Annotated in this window: 21 protein-coding genes and 2 tRNA genes; 9 read left to right on the top strand and 14 right to left on the bottom strand. The window is 49.6% G+C overall.

The features are described 5' to 3' along the window. The first annotated feature begins 66 nt into the window (after window positions 1-66). The 4 genes from HQ50_RS07545 to HQ50_RS07530 are packed head-to-tail and all read left to right on the top strand — an operon-like array spanning window position 67 to window position 3,494. Window positions 67-993: a hydrogen peroxide-inducible genes activator gene (locus HQ50_RS07545; RefSeq protein WP_039429439.1), complete on the top strand. Its 927-nt coding sequence runs from the start codon at window positions 67-69 to the stop codon at window positions 991-993. Window positions 994-1,043: 50 nt separating this feature from the next. Further along, window positions 1,044-1,514, top strand: coding sequence for a single-stranded DNA-binding protein (locus HQ50_RS07540; protein WP_018964806.1), 471 nt, complete (start codon window positions 1,044-1,046; stop codon window positions 1,512-1,514). 17 nt (window positions 1,515-1,531) lie between these two features. Further along, window positions 1,532-2,860 (top strand): gliding motility-associated protein GldE, encoded by a 1,329-nt coding sequence (gene gldE / locus HQ50_RS07535; protein ID WP_039429435.1) that lies wholly within the window; start codon window positions 1,532-1,534, stop codon window positions 2,858-2,860. Between the two features lie 37 nt (window positions 2,861-2,897). Further along, window positions 2,898-3,494: a 4'-phosphopantetheinyl transferase family protein gene (locus HQ50_RS07530; RefSeq protein ID WP_039429432.1), complete on the top strand. Its 597-nt coding sequence runs from the start codon at window positions 2,898-2,900 to the stop codon at window positions 3,492-3,494. Here the strand turns inward: HQ50_RS07530 and HQ50_RS11420 are convergent. Beyond that, window positions 3,460-3,681 carry a DUF1661 domain-containing protein gene (locus HQ50_RS11420; RefSeq protein ID WP_235317956.1) on the bottom strand — a complete coding sequence of 74 codons (222 nt, stop codon included), beginning with the start codon at window positions 3,679-3,681 and terminating at the stop codon, window positions 3,460-3,462. The two genes, HQ50_RS07530 and HQ50_RS11420, sit on opposite strands and share 35 nt — an antisense overlap. Before the next feature lie 98 nt (window positions 3,682-3,779). Next, entirely contained in the window at window positions 3,780-4,706 is a 927-nt protein-coding gene (locus tag HQ50_RS07525; protein ID WP_039429430.1) for a site-specific tyrosine recombinase, read from the bottom strand. Window positions 4,707-4,822: 116 nt separating this feature from the next. Between HQ50_RS07525 and HQ50_RS07520 the strand changes: the two genes are divergently transcribed. The 4 genes from HQ50_RS07520 (at window position 4,823) to tpx (ending at window position 8,197) form a co-directional block, all read left to right on the top strand. Beyond that, window positions 4,823-5,248: a type II 3-dehydroquinate dehydratase gene (locus tag HQ50_RS07520; protein WP_039418225.1), complete on the top strand. Its 426-nt coding sequence runs from the start codon at window positions 4,823-4,825 to the stop codon at window positions 5,246-5,248. 305 nt (window positions 5,249-5,553) lie between these two features. Further along, window positions 5,554-6,975, top strand: a complete 1,422-nt coding sequence (pyk, locus tag HQ50_RS07510; protein WP_039418224.1) for a pyruvate kinase — start codon at window positions 5,554-5,556, stop codon at window positions 6,973-6,975. A 4-nt stretch (window positions 6,976-6,979) separates the two neighbouring features. Beyond that, the gene (locus HQ50_RS07505; RefSeq protein ID WP_018964813.1) at window positions 6,980-7,612 is read left to right on the top strand and encodes an O-methyltransferase; all 633 of its coding nucleotides are present in this window, start codon (window positions 6,980-6,982) and stop codon (window positions 7,610-7,612) included. An 81-nt stretch (window positions 7,613-7,693) separates the two neighbouring features. Continuing rightward, a complete protein-coding gene (tpx, locus tag HQ50_RS07500) occupies window positions 7,694-8,197 on the top strand; it encodes a thiol peroxidase (RefSeq protein WP_018964814.1) in 504 nt (167 codons plus the stop codon). Window positions 8,198-8,400: 203 nt separating this feature from the next. Here tpx and HQ50_RS07495 read toward each other — a convergent pair whose 3' ends face one another. The 9 genes from HQ50_RS07495 to HQ50_RS12185 all read right to left on the bottom strand — a co-directional run bounded on the left by HQ50_RS07495 (window position 8,401) and on the right by HQ50_RS12185 (window position 13,837). Continuing rightward, complete coding sequence (locus HQ50_RS07495; protein ID WP_039429426.1) at window positions 8,401-8,892, bottom strand: nucleoside deaminase; 492 nt, start codon at window positions 8,890-8,892, stop codon at window positions 8,401-8,403. Between the two features lie 32 nt (window positions 8,893-8,924). Next, window positions 8,925-9,788 (bottom strand): S1 RNA-binding domain-containing protein, encoded by an 864-nt coding sequence (locus HQ50_RS07490; RefSeq protein ID WP_039429423.1) that lies wholly within the window; start codon window positions 9,786-9,788, stop codon window positions 8,925-8,927. A gap of 9 nt (window positions 9,789-9,797) precedes the next feature. Then, window positions 9,798-11,210: a PDZ domain-containing protein gene (locus tag HQ50_RS07485; RefSeq protein WP_230587916.1), complete on the bottom strand. Its 1,413-nt coding sequence runs from the start codon at window positions 11,208-11,210 to the stop codon at window positions 9,798-9,800. 40 nt (window positions 11,211-11,250) lie between these two features. Beyond that, a complete protein-coding gene (locus HQ50_RS07480) occupies window positions 11,251-11,763 on the bottom strand; it encodes a CinA family protein (RefSeq protein ID WP_235317955.1) in 513 nt (170 codons plus the stop codon). Next, window positions 11,726-12,757 (bottom strand): tRNA (adenosine(37)-N6)-threonylcarbamoyltransferase complex transferase subunit TsaD, encoded by a 1,032-nt coding sequence (gene tsaD / locus HQ50_RS07475; protein WP_039429419.1) that lies wholly within the window; start codon window positions 12,755-12,757, stop codon window positions 11,726-11,728. Before tsaD ends, HQ50_RS07480 begins: the two co-directional genes overlap by 38 nt. 280 nt (window positions 12,758-13,037) lie before the next feature. Further along, window positions 13,038-13,109: transfer RNA gene (locus tag HQ50_RS07470), tRNA-Glu, on the bottom strand. A gap of 63 nt (window positions 13,110-13,172) precedes the next feature. Then, window positions 13,173-13,427: a 30S ribosomal protein S20 gene (gene rpsT, locus HQ50_RS07465; RefSeq protein ID WP_026292148.1), complete on the bottom strand. Its 255-nt coding sequence runs from the start codon at window positions 13,425-13,427 to the stop codon at window positions 13,173-13,175. Between the two features lie 29 nt (window positions 13,428-13,456). After that, a tRNA-Glu gene (locus HQ50_RS07460) sits at window positions 13,457-13,528 on the bottom strand. Window positions 13,529-13,729: 201 nt separating this feature from the next. Then, window positions 13,730-13,837 (bottom strand): DUF1661 domain-containing protein, encoded by a 108-nt coding sequence (locus HQ50_RS12185; RefSeq protein ID WP_235317961.1) that lies wholly within the window; start codon window positions 13,835-13,837, stop codon window positions 13,730-13,732. Here HQ50_RS12185 and HQ50_RS12635 point away from each other — a divergent pair. Beyond that, complete coding sequence (locus HQ50_RS12635; protein WP_235316800.1) at window positions 13,806-13,889, top strand: DUF1661 domain-containing protein; 84 nt, start codon at window positions 13,806-13,808, stop codon at window positions 13,887-13,889. The two genes, HQ50_RS12185 and HQ50_RS12635, sit on opposite strands and share 32 nt — an antisense overlap. A 217-nt stretch (window positions 13,890-14,106) precedes the next feature. Here the strand turns inward: HQ50_RS12635 and rnr are convergent, their stop codons facing one another. The 3 genes from rnr to HQ50_RS07445 form a co-directional block, all read right to left on the bottom strand. Beyond that, on the bottom strand, window positions 14,107-16,302 hold the full coding sequence (gene rnr / locus HQ50_RS07455; protein WP_039429415.1) for a ribonuclease R: 2,196 nt from the start codon (window positions 16,300-16,302) through the stop codon (window positions 14,107-14,109). Window positions 16,303-16,354: 52 nt separating this feature from the next. Next, on the bottom strand, window positions 16,355-17,866 hold the full coding sequence (locus HQ50_RS07450; protein WP_039429412.1) for a GH3 auxin-responsive promoter family protein: 1,512 nt from the start codon (window positions 17,864-17,866) through the stop codon (window positions 16,355-16,357). Between the two features lie 113 nt (window positions 17,867-17,979). Further along, the gene (locus tag HQ50_RS07445; protein ID WP_039429410.1) at window positions 17,980-19,041 is read right to left on the bottom strand and encodes a leucine-rich repeat domain-containing protein; all 1,062 of its coding nucleotides are present in this window, start codon (window positions 19,039-19,041) and stop codon (window positions 17,980-17,982) included. Window positions 19,042-19,043 lie beyond the last annotated feature (2 nt).

The raw sequence follows: 19,043 nt of genomic DNA, 5'->3' as shown, positions 1-19,043 counted from the left end.
GGAAGCTGTCCGGCTTCTGCCCGTATCGCAGATATTATTTTCCCTAATACAAAACAATCCTTCCCCATGAATATACAGCAGCTCGAATACATAGCCGCATTGGATAAGTTCCGACACTTTGCCAAAGCTGCAGATTACTGCAATGTGTCGCAGCCTACGCTCAGCACCATGATTCTCAAACTGGAGGAAGAACTTGGTGCTAAGCTTTTCGACAGGAGCCGACAGCCGATAGAGCCGACACCGATAGGTGCGCTTGTCATTTCGCAAGCCAAGCAAATACTGTACGATCTTAACAGTATCACACGGATAATCGAGGAAGAGCAGCAATCGCTCACCGGCAGACTGAATATAGCCGTTTTGCCAACCATCGCACCCTATCTCCTGCCTCGTGTCCTCCCGATCTGGAAAAAAGAGCTGGCAGGATTGGAAATACACGTCAGCGAAATGCAGACATCCCGTTGTCTGGCGTCCCTTCTGTCCGGAGAAATAGATATGGCTATCATAGCCTCCAAGACCGAGACCGAAGGGCTTGAAGACGACTTGCTCTATTATGAGGAGTTTCTGGGGTATGTGTCGCGCTGTGAACCACTATTCGAGCAAGACGTAATTCGCACTACCGAGGTCGATCCTCATCGTCTTTGGTTGTTGGACGAAGGCCATTGCTTCAGAGATCAGCTCGTGCGTTTTTGTCAGATGAAGGGCTTGCACGAACGCCAGACAGCATATTCCGGCGGTAGCATGGAAGCATTTATGCGACTGGTGGAGAGCGGTCAGGGAATTACGTTTATTCCACAACTGACCGTGGAGCAATTATCGCCTTCGCAGAAGGAGCTGGTGCGTCCGTTCGGTATGCCTCGTCCGGTCAGGGAAGTACGTCTGGCAGTGCGTCAGGATTATTCTCGCCAGAGACTGCGTGAGCAGTTGATTAGCTTGCTGCGTTCGGCCGTCCCATCGGATATGCACAAGTTGCAGACGGGACAGCATTTGGCTTGAACGAATCATATTTCCTATTTTTGTTTCGTTCACTTGGTTAGAAATTGCTCATGTCTCTGAATAAAGTCATTTTAATAGGCCGTACGGGCAAGGATCCCGAGATTCGGTATTTCGACAGCAATTCGGCTGTTGCGAACTTTTCGCTGGCTACTTCCGAGCGAGGCTACAAGCTGGCCAATGGCACTGAAGTGCCGGAGCGAACGGAATGGCACAATGTAGTTGCTTATCGTGAGTTGGCCATTTTTGCCGAGAAGTGGATCAAGAAAGGAAGTCTCCTGTATGTCGAAGGAAAGATCCGCTACCGCACGTATGTGGACAATACAGGAGTTCGCCGCCAAGTGACGGAAATCCTTGCCGAGAAAATCAACTTTTTTGAAAGCGGTTCCTCTAATCGAGACGAGAGCAGAACTTCACAGACATCTTCATCGACTCAAGATACGACGCCCCTTGCGTCTTCTTCATTCGTCCGTGATACGGCGAAAGAAGAAAGTTCGGAACCTCCGTCCGACCTTCCGTTCTAACCCAAATCAGATTTATTTTGGACTTACACCTTATTACTGATTTTTTTGAAGGGATTCGGGTCAATCCCATCGGTGCAGCAGCCATAGTGGCTTTCATTATCGACCTGCTTCTTCTTTGCTGTTCGGCTTTTATGTCCTCTTGTGAGGTAGCTTATTTTTCACTAAAGCCGATCGATCTGCAGAACATCCGCGAACGGAATCACTCTTCCGACATCTCGCTCTCCAATTTATTAGACAATTCGAATCAGCTGTTGGCTACTATTCTGATCGGGAATAATGTCATCAACGTAGCCATCGTTATCCTTTCCAATTACGCCATCGAACAGACGTTCGATTTCTCTTCTCCCATCGTCGGTTTCCTTATCCAAACGATACTTCTGACCACGATCCTTTTGCTGTTCGGGGAGATCCTGCCGAAAGTGTATGCACGGAAAAATCCCCTGCAATACTCGCGCTTTTCTGCTGCGGCTATGTCCGTTATCTATAAGGTGTTGTCACCGTTTTCCAAATTGCTGGTCAAGAGTACCGGTATTGTTACCCGGAGTATCAGCAAGAAAAAATACGACATCTCCGTGGACGAACTGTCGAAAGCAGTGGCTCTCACTACCACCGAAGGGGAGCCGGAGGAGAAAGAAATGATCAACGAAATCATCAAATTCTATAACAAGACTGCCAGCGAGATCATGGTCCCGCGTATGGATATTGTGGATGTAGACCTGAGTTGGCCATTTCGTAAGATGCTGGACTTTGTCGTTTCGTCAGGCTACTCCAGGCTTCCTGTATCCGAGGGCTCGGAGGACAATATCAAAGGGGTGATCTACATCAAGGATCTTATTCCCCACATGGAGAAAGACGATGATTTCGATTGGCACCCTCTGATTCGCAAAGCATATTTTGTCCCCGAAAACAAACGTATAGACGACCTGCTCGAAGAGTTCAGAGCCAACAAGGTGCATGTCTCCATCGTAGTGGATGAGTTCGGAGGTACATGCGGACTGATCACGATGGAGGACATATTGGAAGAGATCGTCGGTGAGATCACGGATGAGTACGATGAGGAGGAACTCCCCTTTAAGGTTTTGGGGGATGGCAGCTATCTTTTCGAAGGAAAGACGTCTCTCTCCGATGTTCGGCACTATCTCGACTTGCCGGAAAATGCTTTCGGAGAATTGGGGGATGAGGTCGATACGCTTAGTGGACTCTTCCTGGAGATCAAGCAGGAGCTGCCCCATGTAGGCGATACGGCGGCATACGAGCCGTTCCGTTTTCAGGTAACCCAAATGGACAAGCGTCGAATCATCGAAATCAAGATTTTCCCTTTCGAGCGCACTTGGGAGGTCGAATAGTCACCTCTTCGCCTCCGGTCGAGCAGCCCATTCCGCAATGCAATTGATCCCCATTGAAATCCCCGGCATACTTGTCGGCCGCTTTGAAAAAGGCTCCGGCAACAAGCGTGAGGACGAAAGGCAAAGGATCTCACTCCTCCTTCGACAGGTTTTTCCCCACGATACTCCGCCAATCGGACATCTGCCAAGTGGTAAGCCGGTACTCGACTCGGCACACAACATCAGTATCAGCCATACGGGTTCTTATGGAGCTATCTATGTGACACCGTCAAGCCTGATACCGGGCATCGACATTGAGATGCTATCGGATCTTGCTCTGCGAGTAGTCCCGCGGTTCGTGAATGAGCGAGAGTACGAATGGCTGATGTCTGTGGATGAGGCGAGACGACGATTGCTTGCGACCATTATATGGAGTGCCAAAGAGACCGCATACAAAATTTTCAATCCCTCCGATGCTTCCCTCAAACGCTTTGATGCAGCACTTCCCCCCGAATTGCCGAGCGAAAACACGCTGTTCCCTTTCGATCTGATCTATTCGGATTCGTTCGGCAGCGATATTCTCATTTCCGTTCAGGCCCTTTGCACTGACGAATTTGTCCTTACCTGTGCATGCCATTGCAGCCGTAGCCACTAACTCTCGAAGTCGGATTTAGGTCTCTCGGCCTCTCCGTTTTCATTTTACAGAAAAGAAAAATCGTGGGCTTCGGCCCCCTTATTCCTCTTAGTATTTTCGTCCCAAAAAGCTGATGCGTATGGGGTATAAAAATGTGGTTTGAGATTTTTTTCGCTCCGGTTCGGGAACGAAAAAATTCTCGAACCAAAACGATTTTTTTTACGCGCGTATTTTCAGCGATTCTTGAACCGCAATTCTCTCTTTTGCGGTTCGTCTTTTTCTGATGAAGCGGCTGGCTGAAATTTCTTATTGGTCAGCTTCGGAACCGGATCGATGGTAGGATTGATTGCGTGGATGGTAGGTCTCGATTTCATGTCGGAGAGTTTCCCTGTCGATATGGGTATAGATCTCCGTCGTGGCAATGCTCTCATGGCCAAGCATGAGCTGAATGGCCTGTAGATTAGCCCCCCCCTCGAGCAGATGGGTGGCAAAGCTGTGGCGGAATGTATGGGGACTGATACTCTTCGTTATGCCGGCTTCTTCTGCCAGCTTCTTGATCATGACGAAAACCATGATGCGGGAGATGGCTTTGCCACGATTGCTCAGAAACACGTACTCCTCCTGTCCACGAACAGGGGTCGGGCGTTCGGGATCGGACAGATACCGCTTCAGCTCGGTGATAGCAGCCTCGCTCATGGGTACGAGACGCTGTTTGCGTCCCTTGCCATCGATACGCAAGAACGATTCGTTGAGGAAGAGGTTGCCGAATTTCAAAGAAGTCAGTTCGCTGACCCGCAGGCCGCAACTATAGAGTATTTCCAGAATGGCGCGATTGCGTTGGGCTCCCTGAGCTGCCGGATCGATCGATCCGATCAATCGATCGATCTCTTCGATGGTCAATACCGTAGGCAGATGGATACCAATGCGAGGGCCTTCGAGCAACTCGGTTGGATCCGCTTCGATATACTCTTCCAAAACGAGGAAGCGGAAGAAGCTCTTGACACCGCTGATGATACGCGCTATCGAACGTGCACTGATGCCGAGGTCATACAATTCGGCTACGAAATGTTGAAGATTTTCATACGAAACCTCTCGAAAAGAGATGCCCTCAGCCGTGAGATAAGAGTCTAACTTGCTCAAATCCTTTAGGTAGGCATCCACGCTGTTGGGTGTCAGGTGAAGTTCCAGACTGAGGTAGGACTTATAACGCTTGGAAAGGCTATCTTCTATCATTGTCAAATATCTATACCTTTGTAGAGGTTGTGTGCAGACCTATGCACACGCCGAAAGGAGAGCCTGTGCCATAAGCCGTTTTTTATGGCTCTGCCTCCCAAAGATAAACAATCGTTATGAAGCTTATACACATTATCAATGGTCCCAATCTGGCGTCGCTGGGCAAGCGAGAACCGGAAATCTACGGCCCTCGTCCGTTCGATGCTTATCTCGAAGATCTGCGAGGTCTTTATCCCGATGCTACCATCTCTTACTATCAGAGCAACCATGAGGGTGAACTGATCGATGCCCTTTACCGCGCCGAGCAAAGCGGTGCCATGGGTGTAGTGCTCAATGCCGGTGGTTATACGCATACGTCCGTCGCCTTGCTGGATGCCATCCGAGCCATCGGCATTCCGGTAGTGGAGGTGCATATCAGTTCCATCTTTGCACGCGAGGAGTACCGCCGGCAGTCGATGATAGCACCGGCTTGTCGGGGAATCATATCAGGTTTTGGGTTGGAGAGCTACCGGTTGGCAGTAGATTTTTTGGTGAAAGAATAAACAATAGCTCTATGTTGGAAAAATTAGTTAGAAATCGAAAAATTGCGAAAAGTAAAAATTGTAGAGTCAAATATGGGAATCCGAAAGATTTTAAGACTTTACAAGTCCGCATTACTCATGAAGACACAGTCTACACGTGTGAAATAGATTCAGAAAAACTTTCAGTGGAAAAAGACTCGATACATTTCTATCCCAAGGTAATATCCGGAGAGTTGTTTATCCGGTGGGATCAAGAAACAGAAGAAAACATTAAGCTGATTTCTAAAGACTAATAAAATCAAACGCTGTATATAGTATTGTAACAGATGAAACAAACAAAAATAGTCGCCACCATTTCCGACCTTCGCTGTGATGTGGACTTTATCCGCTCCCTTTACGAAGCAGGCATCAACGTAGTCCGACTCAATTCGGCTCACATGAACGAGGAGGGTTTCGATCGTGTGATCGGCAATGTCCGTGCCGTTTCTCCTCACTTGGCGGTACTGATGGATACGAAAGGTCCGGAAGTACGCACGACCGTTTGTGACGAACCGATCGAATTTCATGCAGGCGACCGTATCCTGATCAAGCCTGATCCGGAGCAAAAAACGACACACGACTGTATATGCGTTTCCTACCCGCTGTTCGTACAAGATGTGGAGGTGGGCAGCCGCATATTGGTGGACGATGGCGATCTGGAAATCGAAGTGGTGGCCAAGAGTGCCGATGCTTTGGCCTGTGTATTGCTGAATGATGGCACACTCGGCAGCCGTAAGAGTGTAAACGTACCCGGCGTCCGGATCAATCTGCCTTCACTGACGGAAAAAGACAAGCAAAACATCCTGTACTCCATCCGCAAGGGTGTCGATTTCATCGCTCACTCCTTCGTTCGCAACAAACAGGACGTTCTGGACATTCAGCACATACTCGACAAGGAGGGAAGTGATATTAAGATCATTGCCAAGATAGAAAACCAGGAGGGGGTGGACAACATAGACGAAATCCTCGATGTGGCCTATGGTGTGATGATTGCACGTGGAGACCTCGGTATCGAAGTTCCCCAAGAGAAAATACCGGCCATCCAGCGCATGCTGATTCGCAAGTGTGTGGAGCGGAAATCTCCCGTGATCGTGGCTACACAGATGCTCCACTCGATGATCAAGAATCCTCGCCCTACACGAGCGGAAGTGACCGACGTAGCCAATGCGATCTACTACCGTACAGATGCCGTGATGCTCAGCGGCGAGACGGCTTACGGCAAATATCCGTTGGAAGCCGTGCGCACGATGAGTCGCATAATCGAAGAAGCGGAGAAAAACAAAATCGCAGCCAATGATATTCGTGTATCATACAATGCCGATGATGTTACCACTACGGCCTTTTTGGCCAAGCAGGCGGTGAAGAGTATTGCCAAGCTGGGAGTCAAAGCCATCATTACGGACTCCTTTACGGGCAGGACGGCTCGCTATCTGGCTGCATTCCGTGGGCGCGTTCCTGTCTACGCCATCTGCTACGAGGAGAAAATTATTCGCCAGTTGGCTCTTTCTTACGGGGTCATTACCGCCTACGAATCGGCGACAGAAGAGCATCAGGAAGGACTCCGCGCGGCCCTGCTCCATCTCATAGACGGTCACTGCCTGATGCCGGAGGATATGGTGGCTTATATGCGCGGGCTGCGTGGGAAGGAAGGTTCTACGACTGCTCTGGAAATAGATCTGGTCAAGTATCTGATCTCGCGCGAACGCTAAGAGTATGACCATCGACGAATATATTGCGACACATACATCGGCCGAACCGCCCCTCCTGCAAAAGTTGGATCGGGATGCTCATCTGCACCTGATGCGTCCGCGGATGCTCTCCGGACACCTGCAGGGACGTTTCCTGTCGATGATCTCTCATCTGATGAGGCCACGCCGGATCTTGGAGATCGGCACCTATACCGGCTATGCCTCACTCTGCTTGGCTGAGGGATTGGCTCCGGACGGATTGCTCCACACACTGGAGCGCGACGACGAGATGGAGGACTTCATCCGCCGCTATCTGGAGGCATCGGATTTGGGCGCGAAGATCGAATTGCACATCGGTGAGGCCTTGGATCTGCTACCGGACTTGGTCAAGAATGAATGCTTCGATCTGATTTATATGGATGCAGACAAGAGACAATACACCCTTTACTATGAAATGATCATAGACCACCTGCCTGCCGGAGCACTCATCTTGGCCGATAATACGCTTTGGGACGGTAAGGTGGTGGCCGAACCTCTTCCGACCGATAGCCAAACACAGGGTATCCTTCGCTTCAACGAAATGGTCATGCAGGATGAGCGGGTGGAGAACTTGATCGTTCCGATGCGCGACGGGCTGAGCATGATTCGTGTGCGATGAACAATAAGACGAACTCCTTGTTTTAGGAATAAAGATATGATTACAATGAGTCTAAAAATATTTCTAACAGCATTATCAGTTATGGCAACAGTAACATTACAAGGCAAAATCAACATCAATACGAACGGACAGCTCCCGGGCGTAGGTTCAGTAGCTCCCGACTTCAAAGCCGTGAAGGCTGACCTGAGCGAAGTATCGCTCTCGGAATTCAAAGGAAAAAGAGTGGTAATCAACATATTCCCCAGTATAGATACAGGTGTCTGTGCAGCCAGCGTACGCCGTTTCAATCAGGAAGCATCTTCTTTGGACAATACGGTAGTACTCTGTCTCTCCAAGGACCTGCCTTTTGCACAGGCTCGCTTCTGTGGTGCCGAAGGCTTGGACAAGGTTATTACCGTTTCAGCTTTCCGCTGCGACTGCTTCGAGAAGGGTTATGGTCTGCTGATGACCGATGGCCCTCTGAAAGGTCTCTTGGCTCGTGCCGTCGTTGTGGTGGACGAAAACGGCAAGATCATTTACGAAGAGCTTGTTCCCGAGATCACCCAAGAGCCGAATTATGAAGCTGCTATCGCTGCACTGAAGTAATTCCGCTCAAATACCAAATATATTGTCGGGGCTGTGTCCAATCTCATTGGCGCAGCCCCGATTCCATTTTCAGTATCTACCGAACAAACAAACGTTTCGATGCTCCTCTCTCTTTTATCACAAAAGAAAAAAGCCGGAGGGATGGCTGTAAATTGTGAAGAGGGAGGTCGGAGGAAACCTGAAATCAATGGGCCGGAAAGCCCTTAGTATTCGGTCTTATCCGTTTTTTCTGTCCAAAGACGAAAAGAATGGAGAGCTTCATCCCGCAGCATCGGGATGATCGGAGTGGAGCGGCTATCCAAAGGACGAGCCAACTCTTGATAGATAAAATCGTCATCGAATCCTATATCGGCAGCATCCTGCCGACCGTTACCATAGAAAATCCGATCTATGCGTGCCCAATAGATGGCTCCGAGGCACATCGGACACGGCTCGCATGAGGTATAAATGGTACATCCCGAAAGATCGAAAGTGCCGAGCCGCTTACAAGCCATACGAATGCAATTCACTTCTGCATGCGCCGTGGGATCATTGTCGAGGGTCACACGATTGCTCGTTGCCGCAATGATCTCTCCATCTTTTACTATCACAGCACCAAAAGGACCACCGCCATTGGCAACGCTTTCGTCTGCCAATCGGATCGCTTCGCGCATCATCTCCTTATCTTGTTCCGTATGATTCATTGCATTGCGCATGTTTGATTGTTTGCTTCCGGCTGGTTGTTGGCTTATGCTTCGGGAGTAGATATGGTTTCGTTCAGATCTATTGACGTAGGAGTGAGCCTGATCAAACGGCGACGATAGAGCGTTCCGACAGCCATTTTGAACGTTTTCTTACTCATACCGGTATGTTCCAGAATTTCTTCGGGCGAACTCTTATCTCCAATGGGAAGCCGACCACCTCTTCTTTGGAGCATGTGTAGCAGTCGTTCGCTCTCGGAGTCGATACGGCCATAGCCTATCGGTTTGAGCGAGAGGTCGATTTTACCATCGTCGCGGAGGCGAATTACGTAAGCCTTCAGCTGTGCTCCGATCGCCAGAGGCATCGGCAACGTATCGGAATAGATCATCCCCCAGTGGGTATGATCCACGATCATGCGATAACCCGGATCGATTCGTTCGTAAACCAGTGCCGACACCTCGTCCCCGGGGGAGTAGGATGGGGGAATGTTGCCCAAATGTTTGGACAATTTCGCCGAGCCAACGATCTTACCGCTCACATGATCGATATAAGCATAGACGAAATAGCGTCCGCCTTCACGAATGAGCTGCATCTGTTCTCGAAAAGGAACGAAGAGATCCTTGTGTATGCCCCATTCCATATACGCCCCACTATCCGTGACAGAGACGGCACGCAGCAGAGCCACCTGTCCCACTTCGACAAGCGGTCGCATGGTGGTGGCTATGAGTCTGCCTTCATTGTCATGATAGACGAACACCTCCACTTCCACTCCGGGTGTGGCATTCGCCGGGAGATAGCGATTGGGCAACAAAATATCCGTATCGCCTCCATCGAGATATGCCCCGATGGATACGATACGGTCGATGGTCAGACGGCCTATGCGTCCGAGCTGGTATTTGCTTCGCTTCATCCGCAGGGATTACTCAAGCGTAACTGACGATTCGTCGCGCAGGACGGGTTGCACCAAAATGGATTCGGGCATACCATCGCGCTGCACCTGAAAGACGCACGAAGTAATCTGCTGGTCGTTCACGTACGAACGGAAGAAGAAGAGATAGGCAAAAGCCGGCTTGTATTTGGGCTGTGCCATTATGCGTGCAATCTTCTCGTAGTTCTTGGGTGACCAATAACGACATCCGGCCAAACCATTGGCATCGGTGAAGATGTCCTCCTCGGTACGGTACTTCATGGTCTTTTTGATAAACTCTTTATAAGCAGCGGAATACTCCTCGGATCCGGACAAAGCAGGAATACCGTTGATGCTGATGATACGGTCTCCGGCTTTCAGCCCTGCCTTCGCTGCCGGAGAGTCGGGATCGACTGCTGCCACGAGCGAAAGATCATTGGCCTGATAGTACAGCCCCGTATAGAAGTAACGCTGACTCCGCAGACGGAACGTCGGGTTCTCACGATAGCGAATAAACGGGAACTCCATCATCATCAAAGGCACGTTGTATCGCGCATATTCCGCCAACCCCAAAGGTGAGGAAAGGAAATCATTCGACTCGCATTGCCAGAAGACTTGGAGGTTGTTCCTGGCGTTGATCAGCCGTACACCGAGCTGGATCACATAAGGAGCATTGATCTCCTGTGTACCGGCCGGCATAATGGGGATCGATATCATCTTCTTGTCACGCGGAGAATACTGCCAAGAATTATGAGGAGCGGAGCTATTGAATGAGGTAAAGAGCTTGTTGTTATCGAACAGATAATAACAATCGACGATTACATCGGGATTGTTCAGCGTCTCTTTCATTCCCATGGCGCTCAGATATTTGCCCACTTCCTTGTAGACAGCTATATCGATCTCCTCGTTGTCGGGCGAAGAAGCAGCGAAAGAGTATGTACGCAGATTGGTAAAGTCCGCTTTGGTCGATGTCTTGACTTTGTATGGACGCACGATACGGCGATCGCTGGCATCCTGCAAGCTGTAGAAGCTGAAAGAGCGTGCCAACTGACGTTCGGACAGAATATACCGAGACTGGCAGTCACGTCCTAAGGTGATTTGCTTGGTTCCCGACAGATTGGAGACCTCCAGTCGGGTCGTATTTCCACTGATCAGGAGCTTCTGAAAATCCACTTCGTCCAGCGACGCAGTAGATTTGCCGGCCACTTTCTCAATGACATCGCCGGGTTTGAGTCCTGCCACATCGGCAGCACTGCCCGGCTCTACCGTGATGATAACAGGCCTATTGGCACCCCAATGTTCGTTATAGCTGATTTGGTACTGCATACCGATGCGACAGACCTGATCGCTCCCCGTTGCGGACTGAGCCAAAGTCGCTGTTACTGAAAGCAATGCAGCGATTGCTACAGCAAATAAACGATTCATCTTCATTTCTGCTGATATTTTATTATTGGATTTATACCGGTCATAATTTGTTTTTACAGAGGTCAAATATAGTCAAAAGCACCTGATCGGTGGCCTGAGCGATGACCTCCTCACGAGTACCGCTAAGATGCAGGCAGTGTGCGAAAGTATCCTCACCGATCGCAAGCCCGATCCAAACTGTGCCGACCGGTACCCGATCCGAACCGCCCGAAGGTCCGGCTATTCCCGTAGTCGCAATTCCTATATCGGCATCAAGCAGACGACAAACTCCTACAGCCATACTGCGTGCCACAGGCTCGCTGACCACTGTATGGCATTCAATATCGGCTTGGGACACTTGCAAAAGGCGTATTTTGATGTCGTTCTGATATGCCACGACCGAACCCCTGAAAAAAACCGAGGCTCCCGGGCAATGAGTTAGAGCCGAAGCAATAGCTCCTCCGGTACAACTCTCGGCAGTAGCCAATGAAAGACCTCGCTCTGTCAAGAGCTTCGCCAGTTCGGAAATAACGGGACTATCCATCAGATCGTGAGCGCGAGAATGGGACGGCATCGATGGGGCAGAAATCGCCCTGCAAGTACTTATAGTATCCGGAAATGGCTACCATGGCAGCATTGTCCGTCGTATAGGCGAATTTGGGGATGAATACAGTCCATCCATAACGTCGGGCATGATCGTGAAAAGCATCGCGCAGTCCGGTATTGGCTGATACACCACCGGCCAAGGCCACTTGTTTGATGCCATGATCTTTGGCCGCTTGGCGAAGTTTCTTCATCAAGATGTCTATGACCGTGTGCTGAAGAGATGCACACAGATCAGCCTTATTCTTTTCGACGAAGTCGGGATCTTCGGCCAATTTGTCGCGCAGAGTATAGAGGAAAGATGTCTTGAGTCCGCTGAAGCTGTAGTCGTAACCGGACACATGTGGACGGGCAAAGCGGAATGCATCGGGGTTGCCCTCGGAGGCCAACTTATTAACGATGGGGCCTCCGGGGTAACCCAGCCCCATCACCTTGGCACATTTGTCGAAAGCCTCTCCGGCTGCATCGTCGATCGTCTGTCCTATTACCTCCATGTCATAAGGAGAGCGAACCAGAATAATCTGGGAGTTGCCCCCCGAAACCAACAAGCACAGGAATGGGAAAGAGGGATGCTGCGACTCCTCACCCGGCTCACGAAGAAAGTTGGCCAGGACATGGGCATGAAGATGATTGACTTCCAGCATCGGAATACCCAAGGAAAGAGACAATCCCTTGGCAAAGCTGGTGCCTACAAGGAGCGATCCCAGCAAACCCGGGCCACGGGTGAAAGCGATGGCATCAATTTCTTCTTTGCGAATGCCGGCACGTTTGATAGCCTCGCTCACCACCGGGACAATGTTCTGCTGATGCGCACGCGATGCCAGTTCGGGCACCACTCCCCCATAGGCATTGTGTACGGCCTGTCCTGCGATCACGTTGCTAAGCATCGTTTCGTTCCTGACCACGGCTGCTGAGGTGTCGTCACAGGAGCTTTCGATCCCCAATATGATAATGTCTTTCTTCATTGCTGTCTTTTGTCTTTTTTCTATCTGCAAAAGAACGAATAAAACCTTGTTTGAGCCAATTCTTCCTCCGAGTGTTGCTGTTTTTTCAATTAGTGACAAGGTACTGCCATGAGAAAACAAAGAGAGAGGGATCCGAACCTTAGGAGTTACCTCTTTTAGAGGAAAATCCGACTGCTTCTAAGTTGAGTATAGACTGCCTGCAAAACGACTAAGGCTGTGTCATAAAGGGGATAATCCTTTGACACAGCCTTAGTATGGGAACTGCTATTCGTTCTGCGTGTAGCCCATAGGGGAATCGAACCCCTCTTTCAAGAATGAAAATCTTGCGTCCTAACCGATAGACGAATGGGCCAAACCGAGCCTGACACTCCTCTCCGCTTCGCAGACAAGTACGAGCGAGGGGGAGAGTCTTCCCTTACGCTAATGTATTCATGCGGCGAGCGAGCTTTGACTTCAGATTGGCGGCTTTATTCTTGTGAATAATATTCTTGCCAGCCAAGCGATCAAGCATCGATGCCAATACGGGGTATTTTTTTTCAGCTTCAGTACGGTCCGTCAGTGCACGGAACGCTTTCACAGCATTACGAGCCGTACGGGCATAGTAACGATTGTGCAGTCTGCGCGCGTTTGTTTGACGAATTCGCTTTTCTGATGAAATATGATTTGCCATATCCTTCTCTTGTGATAATTTTAATTCTGTAGCCCATAGGGGAATCGAACCCCTCTTTCAAGAATGAAAATCTTGCGTCCTAACCGATAGACGAATGGGCCTCCGGATGATCTTAGCAAAGGACAAAAATCCGTTTTGCGTTTGCAAAGGTAGTATTAAATCTGAAATTGCCAAACGATTTTACTTCTGCACCATGTAAGTTTCTGCACTTTTGACTCTTCTTTTTTCATTGTCTCCTCCAAAAGCTCCTCGCAAGATATAGTCCGAAGAGGCTTATCGGCATTCTTAAAGCGTTCGATCCGTCAGGAAAAGACGAACCGCAAATCAGAAGAAAGTGGTTCTGGAAATCCTGAAAACACGCGCGTAAAAAATTTCGTTTTGGTTCGAGAACAAAAAAATTCTCGAACCAAAACGAAAAAAATCTCGCGCCACGTTTTGCGGAGCCATACACGACAAAATTGACGAACGTAAAAGCGTGCAAGACGAGTATGCTCCCTCTCGCCGTTTTTTGTATCGGAGGAGGTAGAGAGTTTGGTCAGAGGGTTTGGCCATCTAAACCAAACAGCTTGGGCACAGAGAACTAAGATCGATGGAGATATTGCCTTACTTTTTGAGTATGACCATGCCACCGAATTTGGCGAAGACAAGGGCCTGCAAGTGGATAGTCTCGCAGGATTGCTCAGCCTACGGGTTCGAAGTCGAGTTGCTTTCTGTCCAGATTGGCCTGGGCAACGCGTACGGTGATGGCATCGCCCAGACTGTAGCGATGACGATAGCGACGCCCGATGAGGCAGAAGTTCTTGTCGTCGTATTCGTAGTAGTCATCATCGAGACAGCGGATGGGTATAAGGCCTTCGCACATATTTTCCTTCAGTTCTACGTACAACCCCCACTCGGTAACGCCCGATATTACACCATCGAATACTTTGCCGAGGTGTTCGGACATAAACTCCACCTGTTTGTATTTGATGGAAGCGCGTTCGGCCGAGGCTGCCAGTTGCTCCATTGCCGATGAATGCTTGCACTTTTCCTCATAGTCATTCTTGTCTACGGAACTTCCTCCCGAAAGGTATTTCGTCAGCAGTCGATGCACCATCAAGTCCGGATAGCGACGAATGGGCGAAGTGAAGTGGGTATAAAAATCGAATGCCAATCCGTAGTGGCCGATGTTGTCCGTCGAGTAAATGGCCTTGGCCATGGAGCGTATGGCAACGGTGGAGATCAGATTTTCCTCCGGTTTGTTTTGGATGTTGTCCAGAAGTGAATTGATACTCTTGCTTACCTCCACATTGCTACCTATGGTGCGCAGCTTGTAGCCGAATCGGCGGATGAAGTCCGATAAGGTCTCCAGTCTGTCGGGGTCAGGCAGGTCGTGGATACGATAAACGAAGGTCTTGGCTCGTTTCCCTTGGGTCTCGTCGCCTATATGTCGGGCTACCGTTCTATTGGCCAGAAGCATGAATTCTTCGATCAGCTTGTTGGCTTCCTTACTCTCCTTTACCACTACGCCCAGAGGACGCCCTTTCTCGTCTATCTCGAAGCGGACTTCTTTTCTTTCGAAGGCAATCGCTCCGTTTTGGAAGCGCTCCTCACGAAGTCGCTGTGCCAGCTCGTTGAGTTTGAGAATGGCCTCCTTGCAGTCGCCTTCGCCGGTCTCTATCACGGCCTGTGCCTCTTCGTAGGCGAACCGACGATCACTCTTGATCACGGAGCGGCAGATGCGATAATCCAATACTTTGGCCTCATCATTCATCCGGAATATACAGCTGTAGGCGTACTTTTCTTCATCGGGGCGGAGCGAACAAAGGTCGTTGCAGAGTCGTTCGGGGAGCATCGGGATGGTGCGATCCACGAGATAGATACTCGTGGCGCGGTTGTATGCTTCCTGATCGATGATGTCGCCCTCAGTGACGTAGTACGAGACATCGGCAATATGTACTCCCACCTCGTAGCAATTGTTCTCCAGCGGACGGAACGATAGGGCGTCATCGAAGTCTTTGGCATCCTTTGGGTCGATGGTGAAAGTGAGCACCGACCGAAAATCTTCTCTTCGCGTCAGTTCTTCTTCTGTGATCTTGCCGTCCAGGCGGTCGGCTGCCTCTTCCACCTCTTTCGGGTAGACATAGGGCAATCCGAACTCGGCCAAAATGGCATTCATCTCGGCGTCGTTGTCTCCGGCCGGCCCCAATACGGCTTGCACCTCTCCGATAGGATTCTTGGATTGCTCCGGCCATTCGAGTATTCGGGCTATTACCTTATCCCCGTTTTTGGCATTGCCGAGGTTATCCTTGGGAATGAAAATATCATTGGCCAAGGTGCGATCTTCCGTAACAAGGAAAGCGAAATCCCGATTCACTTGGATCTTGCCGACAAAAGAGGCCTGCTTCTGTTCGATGATCTCGATCACGGCGGCTTCCGGCGCACGGCCACGACGTTTGGCAAAGAGTTGTACTTTCACTTTGTCGCCGTCCATTGCATGTGCCGAATTTCTTTCGGCAATGAAAATGGGCGTGCCACCTCCTTCGGGGATAAACGAATTGCGGCCGTTGAACCGACGCTCGAAGGTGCCTATGACAATCAATCCCAAGGCATTGTAACGATAGCGTCCGCGCTCGATCTCGTGCAGGATGTCGTCCACAGCCATGTCTTCCATCAGGGAGTTCACCATTAGCTTTTGCGGCGTGGCTTCTATTCCCATCAGATGGCTTACCTGCTTGTAGTTCATCACGCTCTGAGGATTGCTTTGGAATACGCCCAAAATGGCATTGCGCATTTCCTCCTTGGTCATGCGTTTGTTCCTGCGGCTGGCGCGGTTGATGCGGGGAGCGTCTCCCTTGCGGGCTTTACTCTTGCTTTTATCTTTCCTTTTACTCATTGATTCTTTCGTTCAGAAACATCTCCCCATGCTAATAATCGGGAAGATGCGATTAACTGTTCATTTCGAGGATAGACCTCATTATTTCTGGTGTATTGCTCAGACGAGGCACTTTGTGTTGCCCTCCCAGCTTGCCCTGCTCTGCCAGCCAATCGTGGAACAGGCCCGGTCGGGCTATCGTCAGGGAGAGTGGGAGCAAAGTCATGTCTGCGTATCGCTTGGCTTCGTAGTCGGAATTGAGCGTTTGCAGTTCGGCATCCAACGCTTGGGCGAACGCATCCGGATCAGTCGGTGCAGAGACAAATTCGATCAGCCAGTCGTGCCGCCCCTTGCCCTCCTCCGGGAAAAAGTGAGGTGCTGCCGTATAGTCCACCGCCTGCACGCCGAATCGCTTGCATGTCGCCGCCAATGCTTTGTCGCTATTGTCTACCATCAGCTCTTCTCCGAATGCGTTGATGTAGTGCTTGGTGCGGCCGGTGATGACTATTTTGTATGGTTTGACCGATGTGAAGCGTATGGTGTCGCCCAATACATAGCGGTAGAGTCCTCCGAGCGTACTGATGATCATAGCGTAGTTACACCCTTTTTCCACCCCTTCGAGTGGGATGGCTTCCGCCTCGGGCTGGCCGAAATGCTCCATTGGGATGAATTCGTAGTAAACTCCGTAATCGAGCATCAGTAGCATGCCGCTATCCGTCGGATCATCCTGAATACCGAAGAAACCTTCCGAAGCGTTGTACGTCTCCATATACTGCATCCGCGAAGAAGGTATCAGCTTCTCATACTGCTCTCGATAGGGCGCGAAACTGATGCCGCCGTGGAAGAATACTTCCAACTCCGGCCATACATCCGACAAAGTCTCTCGGCCTGTAGCTGCGAGTACTTCCTTGATCAGGACAAGGATCCAAGACGGTACGCCGGACAAGCTCCCGACCCGTGCATGTACCACTTCGCGAACTACGGCTTTCAGCTTCTCCGTCCACTCATCCATCAGGAGCGTCTCTTTCGAGGGCACCCGTATGCTGTTGCCGAGCGCAGGCATATTCTCGACAAGGATGGCACTCAAGTCGCCAACTTGTATGTCGGCATTCATGGATACAGGGGCGTGACTGCCACCCAGTACCAAACCTTTCGTCGTGAAGAAACGACTGTCAGGTCTGTTGCGTAGGTACAGCCATAAGGAGTCTTTCCCCCCTTGATAATGGCAATAGTGCAGATAGCGATATGGAACGGGGATGAACTTGCTTTTGCTATTGGTGGTGCCGCTGCTTTTGGCAAACCATGTGCAACGTCCCGGACAGAGCACATCTTTTTCGCCACGAAGCATTCGTTCTATTTCGGCTTGTGTCGATTCGTAATCGCGAACAGGCACGTTGCGAGCGAAACGCTCTCTCGAGCTGATACGGCTGAAGCCGTAGCGGATGCCGGTGGATGTGTAGGCTGCACTCGACAGGATGCGCTTGAGCTGTCGGTCTTGTATCTCTTCTGCTCGGGAGGCATAGGTGTCGATGGCTTTCAGCCTGATTTTCGACAAAGCATGTATGATACGGGTTTTATAGTCCATCGGTCTCCGTTTCTTTACAAAAGTATCATTTCTTTTTTCGAAAGCGGTCTCTTGTCTCAGGCGTCACAATCCGCAAAAGAATACAAGTGAAGAGGGGTATAAAGTATTGACTTTCAATTTTTCAAAAGACTCTCTGCTCCATAAAACTGAGGCCATTGGTTGTATTCAACGAGCCAATGCCGTTCTTTTAGAATTGCTATTTGAGCATCTGTACAGACATTGCCTTCCTTCGGATCATTCAACGTTTTAATCCAAATAACGCCATTATTATCAGTAATCGGTATACTATTTACCAACGTATCCATACCTTCTCCCGATATTTGGTTATTATAGCAAACAACAAATGATAATAGGTTTGCATCCGGATTAAAGAGTAAGGTCTCGATACTATTCTGAGAACAATTGAGTTCCGTCAAACTCTTCGTGGCGGAGACATCCAAATGTTTCAGATTATTTTGGCTGCACTTGATTACTTGTAAGTGTTTATTATTGCTTAGATCCAAATGAGTAAGTGCATTATCGTCACAGGCCAGCTCGCTAAGTAGAGGATTTTTGTCCACGGACAATTCCTTCAACCTATTATGTGAACAAAAAAGAGTCTCCAAAGCACTGTTATTGCTGACATTGATCTTTTCAATCGAATTTCCCTCACAAAAAAGTCTTTTCAAGGCCTTGAGGTTACTTATATCCAGTTTGGACAATGCATTCCCAGAACAGTGTAGCGTTTCCAAATCAGGAGTATTATTGAGATTTAATGACTTCAGATAATTGCCGTAGCAAACCAATGTGAGCAAACCTGAGGACCGGCTAAGATCAATATCGGTAATTTTATTAAGCGAACAATCCAATCCTTGCACACGTCCATAGATAGTAATAGTGGGATTAACGACATCATACCATTTATATCCATATAGGGTGATTATTCCATATGTTACTAGCATCCCCGGCTCTATTTTTTCTTCCGGCTGACATATGCGGTCACCATTGATGTCTACCCATACATCATCATCCATTGTCTCAATGGTAAGGTGGATTTTCTCTCCGGGTTTGATTGCTGTAGTAAGAGTGATGCGAGGGGTGCCACTGTATGGATCCGGTTCTTCATTCTTGCATGAAAAAAATAGCGGGAGCAGTGCCAGCGCTACCAGCAGTTGTGAAAATTTTTTCATCATCATTC

The organism is Porphyromonas sp. COT-052 OH4946, from assembly GCF_000765965.1.
Taxonomy (GTDB): domain Bacteria; phylum Bacteroidota; class Bacteroidia; order Bacteroidales; family Porphyromonadaceae; genus Porphyromonas; species Porphyromonas gulae.
This window is presented reverse-complemented; position numbering and strand designations above follow the sequence as displayed.

Coding starts and splice junctions, on each gene's coding strand:
- rnr (WP_039429415.1), bottom strand. CDS start 16,302: ATGAGTAAAAGGAAAGATAAAAGCAAGAGTAAAGCCCGCAAGGGAGAC.
- HQ50_RS07525 (WP_039429430.1), bottom strand. CDS start 4,706: ATGATAGAAGATAGCCTTTCCAAGCGTTATAAGTCCTACCTCAGTCTG.
- tsaD (WP_039429419.1), bottom strand. CDS start 12,757: ATGAAGAAAGACATTATCATATTGGGGATCGAAAGCTCCTGTGACGAC.
- HQ50_RS07545 (WP_039429439.1), top strand. CDS start 67: ATGAATATACAGCAGCTCGAATACATAGCCGCATTGGATAAGTTCCGA.
- HQ50_RS07520 (WP_039418225.1), top strand. CDS start 4,823: ATGAAGCTTATACACATTATCAATGGTCCCAATCTGGCGTCGCTGGGC.
- HQ50_RS07450 (WP_039429412.1), bottom strand. CDS start 17,866: ATGGACTATAAAACCCGTATCATACATGCTTTGTCGAAAATCAGGCTG.
- rpsT (WP_026292148.1), bottom strand. CDS start 13,427: ATGGCAAATCATATTTCATCAGAAAAGCGAATTCGTCAAACAAACGCG.
- HQ50_RS07490 (WP_039429423.1), bottom strand. CDS start 9,788: ATGAAGCGAAGCAAATACCAGCTCGGACGCATAGGCCGTCTGACCATC.
- HQ50_RS07505 (WP_018964813.1), top strand. CDS start 6,980: ATGACCATCGACGAATATATTGCGACACATACATCGGCCGAACCGCCC.
- HQ50_RS07540 (WP_018964806.1), top strand. CDS start 1,044: ATGTCTCTGAATAAAGTCATTTTAATAGGCCGTACGGGCAAGGATCCC.
- HQ50_RS07485 (WP_230587916.1), bottom strand. CDS start 11,210: ATGAATCGTTTATTTGCTGTAGCAATCGCTGCATTGCTTTCAGTAACA.
- HQ50_RS07445 (WP_039429410.1), bottom strand. CDS start 19,041: ATGATGATGAAAAAATTTTCACAACTGCTGGTAGCGCTGGCACTGCTC.
- tpx (WP_018964814.1), top strand. CDS start 7,694: ATGGCAACAGTAACATTACAAGGCAAAATCAACATCAATACGAACGGA.
- HQ50_RS07495 (WP_039429426.1), bottom strand. CDS start 8,892: ATGCGCAATGCAATGAATCATACGGAACAAGATAAGGAGATGATGCGC.
- HQ50_RS07530 (WP_039429432.1), top strand. CDS start 2,898: ATGCAATTGATCCCCATTGAAATCCCCGGCATACTTGTCGGCCGCTTT.
- HQ50_RS07480 (WP_235317955.1), bottom strand. CDS start 11,763: ATGCCGTCCCATTCTCGCGCTCACGATCTGATGGATAGTCCCGTTATT.
- pyk (WP_039418224.1), top strand. CDS start 5,554: ATGAAACAAACAAAAATAGTCGCCACCATTTCCGACCTTCGCTGTGAT.